The sequence below is a fragment of the Streptomyces prasinopilosus genome, from assembly GCF_001419695.1.
GTDB classification, from domain to species: Bacteria; Actinomycetota; Actinomycetes; order Streptomycetales; family Streptomycetaceae; genus Streptomyces; species Streptomyces prasinopilosus.
The window spans coordinates 1-3,745 of sequence record NZ_LIRG01000683.1 but is presented as its reverse complement, the minus strand read 5'-3'; the positions used below and the strand labels follow the sequence as shown (position 1 = coordinate 3,745).

Here is a 3,745-nt window from a genome sequence, read left to right as displayed (position 1 = left end):
GGGACGGATCACGGGCGGGCACCCCAGCGGGTGCCCGCCCGTGATCCGTCCCCCCGGCCACTCCTGTTGCCGGACCGGCAACAGGAGTGGCGCGTCCGGGAGGCGCCGGGCGAGGGTGGCCCGATGAGCGACGACAGCACGGCAGGACCGCCCGCGCCCGGCACGCCCTTCCCCGCCGACGGATACGTCGGGGACCCCGCGGTGCGGGCGGAGTGGGACGAGCGGTACACCGACCGGCAGCAGCTGTGGAGCGGCCGGCCCAACGGCGCCCTGGTGGCCGAGGCCGCCGGGCTCGCACCCGGGCGGGTGCTCGACGTCGGCTGCGGCGAGGGCGCGGACGCCGTCTGGCTCGCGCGCCGCGGCTGGGACGTGACCGCCCTCGAGGTCTCGGGCGTGGCACTGGAACGGGCGGCCGGGCACGCGCGGGACGCCGGCCTCGCCGTGCGCTGGGTGCACGCCTCGCTGACGGAGGCGGCCCTCCCGCCGGCCTCCTTCGACCTGGTCTCCGCCCAGTACCCCGCGCTGCTGCGCACCCCGGACGCCGCGGCCGAGCGGGCGCTGCTCGCGGCCGTCGCGCCCGGCGGCGTGCTGCTGCTCGTGCACCACGCGGGGATGGACACCCACCGGGAAGACGAGAGCGGCTTCGACCCGGCCGACTACGTCTGGCCCTCGACGGTCGCCGCCCTGCTCGACGAGGACTGGGAGGTGGAGGTGGACGAACAGCGGCCCCGCGTGGCCCCCGAGGGCGGCGCGGGCGCGCACCACACCGACGACCTGGTGCTGCGCGTGCGCCGGCTGCGCTGAACCCGCTCCGACGGCCGTCGTGCGCCGGGTGCCGGACCCGGCACGGCCGCGCCGGCACCGGCGTGCGCCGGCCGTCGGGTACCGTGCCGGATGTCACGGTGCTTGTCCCCTCACTCCGTACATCGCCCGCACATCACCCGAATGTCACCCAGTGCCATGATCCGTTCGCGATCGGCAACGGTGTACTCGCGGTAGGGCCCGGGTAGGCCACGGCCGCATAACAAGCTGGACAGAAGGGGTTTCCAGGGCGGTCTACGCGCGTTAATCTGCGGCGAAGCCAGCGCCGTCCCCCCGATCTTCCGGCGCTTGTACGAAGGAGCACCACACATGCGCCGGATTTCCCGGATCACGGTCGCAGGCGCAGCGACCGCCTCCCTGGCCCTCGCGCTCTCCGCCTGCGGCGGCACCTCGACCTCCTCCGACTCGGACGGGTCCAAGTCCGACAAGGGCCTCGCCATCGCGTACGACGTCGGCGGCAGGGGCGACCAGTCCTTCAACGACGCCGCGTACGCGGGCCTGCAGCGGGCGGAGAAGGAGTTCGGCTACGAGACCGCCGACGTCGAGCCCACCGACGGCGAGACCGACGCGGACAAGGAGCAGCGCCTGGCCTCGCTGGCGAAGCAGGGCTACAACCCCGTCGTCGGCGTCGGCTACGCCTACGCCGCCGCCGTGAAGGGCGCCGCCGAGAAGTACCCGGACACCACCTTCGGCATCGTCGACGACTCCACGGTCGAGATGGACAACGTGGCGGACCTGGTCTTCGCCGAGGAGGAGGCCTCCTACCTGGCCGGCGTCGCCGCCGCCGAGACCACCAAGACCGACGTGGTGGGCTTCATCGGCGGTGTGGACATCCCGCTGATCCACAAGTTCCGGGCCGGCTTCGAGCAGGGCGTCAAGGACACCGACCCGGGCGTCAAGGTCGTCTCGCAGTTCCTGACGCAGACCGCGGAGGAGGGCGGCTTCTCCAGCCCCGACAAGGGCAAGGCCGCCGCCGAGGGCCAGATCGAGAAGAAGGCCGACGTCATCTACACGGCGGCCGGCCTGTCCGGTCAGGGCGCCATCGAGGCCGCGGCCGCCAACAAGGTCTGGGCGATCGGCGTGGACTCCGACCAGTACGCGCAGGAGGCCCTGGCGAAGTACAAGGGCTCGATCCTCACCTCCGCGACGAAGGACGTCGCCAAGTCGGTGTACAAGCTGGCTCAGTCGGTCGAGGACAAGGCCCCCCGCACCGGTATCCTCAGGGGCGACCTGTCGACGGGTGAGGTCGGCCTCGCGAACTCCAACCCCGTGTTCGCGGACAACGCGAAGCTCCAGGACGTCATCGAGACGGCCAAGAAGAAGATCGTCAGCGGCGACATCAAGGTCCAGTCGAGCTGATCCCGGAAGGGCCTTCCGTTCGAATCGTCCGGGCCCCCGGGCCCGGTACGGTCCGTGCGGAGGGCCCGTACCCGAACAGCGTGTAACCCGTGGGGTCGCGACCGCCCGGCGGGGCGCGGGGAGTAGGCTCCCCGCACCCCGTCGAGCCGGGTGTGCGACCCCGTTCGATGCCGTAGGGGCGCTACGCGCGTAGACGACCCCCGTCCCCAGGAGTGCGCCATCAACGCGTCCAGCAGCCCTCCGGCCGGAGCGGCGGTCAACGAATCGGTGACCGCCGTCGAGCTCGCCGGGATCACGAAGCGTTTCCCCGGCGTCGTGGCCAACCACGACATCCACCTCACGGTCCGCAAGGGCACCGTGCACGCCCTCGTCGGCGAGAACGGCGCCGGCAAGTCGACGCTGATGAAGATCCTCTACGGCATGCAGAAGCCGGACGAGGGCACCATCGCGATCCACGGCGAGACGGTCTCCTTCTCCTCGCCGGCCGACGCCATCGCCCGCGGCATCGGCATGGTCCACCAGCACTTCATGCTCGCCGACAACCTCACGGTCCTCGAGAACGTGGTGCTCGGCAGCGAGAAGCTGTACGGCATCGGCGCGAAGGCCCGCCGCAAGATCAAGGAGATCTCCGAGCGCTACGGCCTCGGCGTGCGCCCCGACCTGCTGGTCGAGGAACTCGGTGTCGCCGCCCGCCAGCGCGTGGAGATCCTCAAGGTCCTCTACCGCGGCGCCACCACGCTGATCCTCGACGAGCCCACCGCCGTCCTCGTCCCGCAGGAGGTCGACGCGCTCTTCGACAACCTGCGCGAGCTCAAGGCGGAGGGCCTGTCGGTCATCTTCATCTCCCACAAGCTGGGCGAGGTCCTCTCGGTCGCCGACGACATCACCGTCATCCGCCGGGGCACCACCGTGGGCACCGCCGTGCCCGCCGAGACCACCCCGCGCCGGCTCGCCGAGATGATGGTCGGCAGCGAACTGCCCACCCCGGAGACCGCCGAGTCCACGGTCACCGACCGCGCGGTCCTCACCGTCGACAAGCTGCGCCTGCTGGCACCCGGCGGCAAGGCCCTGCTCGACGACATCAGCTTCACCATCCACGCGGGCGAGGTCCTGGGCATCGCCGGCGTCGAGGGCAACGGCCAGACCGAACTGGTCGACGCGCTCATCGGGCTGCGGCACGCCGACTCCGGCGTGATCCGGCTGGCCGACGAGGAGATCACCGGCTGGGCCACCCGCAAGCGCCGCGAGGAGGGCATCGGGTACATCCCCGAGGACCGCCACCGCCACGGCCTGCTCCTGGAAGCGCCCCTGTGGGAGAACCGCATCCTCGGCCACGTCACCGAGAAGCCCAACGCCAAGGGCTTCTGGCTGGACCCGAAGGCGGCCCAGGAGGACACCCGGCGCATCGTCCGGCAGTACGACGTGCGCACCCCCGGCATCGACGTCACCGCCGCTTCCCTGTCCGGCGGCAACCAGCAGAAGCTGATCGTCGGCCGCGAGATGAGCCACCGGCCCCGCTTCCTGATCGCCTCCCACCCCACCCGCGGCGTGGACGTCGGCGCGC

Annotated in this window: 3 protein-coding genes; all 3 read left to right on the top strand. The window is 71.9% G+C overall.

The window, feature by feature from the left end; all coding sequences use genetic code 11:
* The first annotated feature begins 123 nt into the window (after window positions 1–123).
* Complete coding sequence (locus tag AOK18_RS24500) at window positions 124–804, top strand: class I SAM-dependent methyltransferase (RefSeq protein WP_055572980.1); 681 nt, start codon at window positions 124–126, stop codon at window positions 802–804.
* Between the two features lie 327 nt (window positions 805–1,131).
* Complete coding sequence (locus tag AOK18_RS24495; RefSeq protein WP_055695728.1) at window positions 1,132–2,181, top strand: BMP family lipoprotein; 1,050 nt, start codon at window positions 1,132–1,134, stop codon at window positions 2,179–2,181.
* A gap of 267 nt (window positions 2,182–2,448) precedes the next feature.
* Window positions 2,449–3,745 (top strand): ABC transporter ATP-binding protein (locus AOK18_RS24490; protein WP_055695727.1); only part of this gene is annotated, 1,297 nt, incomplete at its 3' end.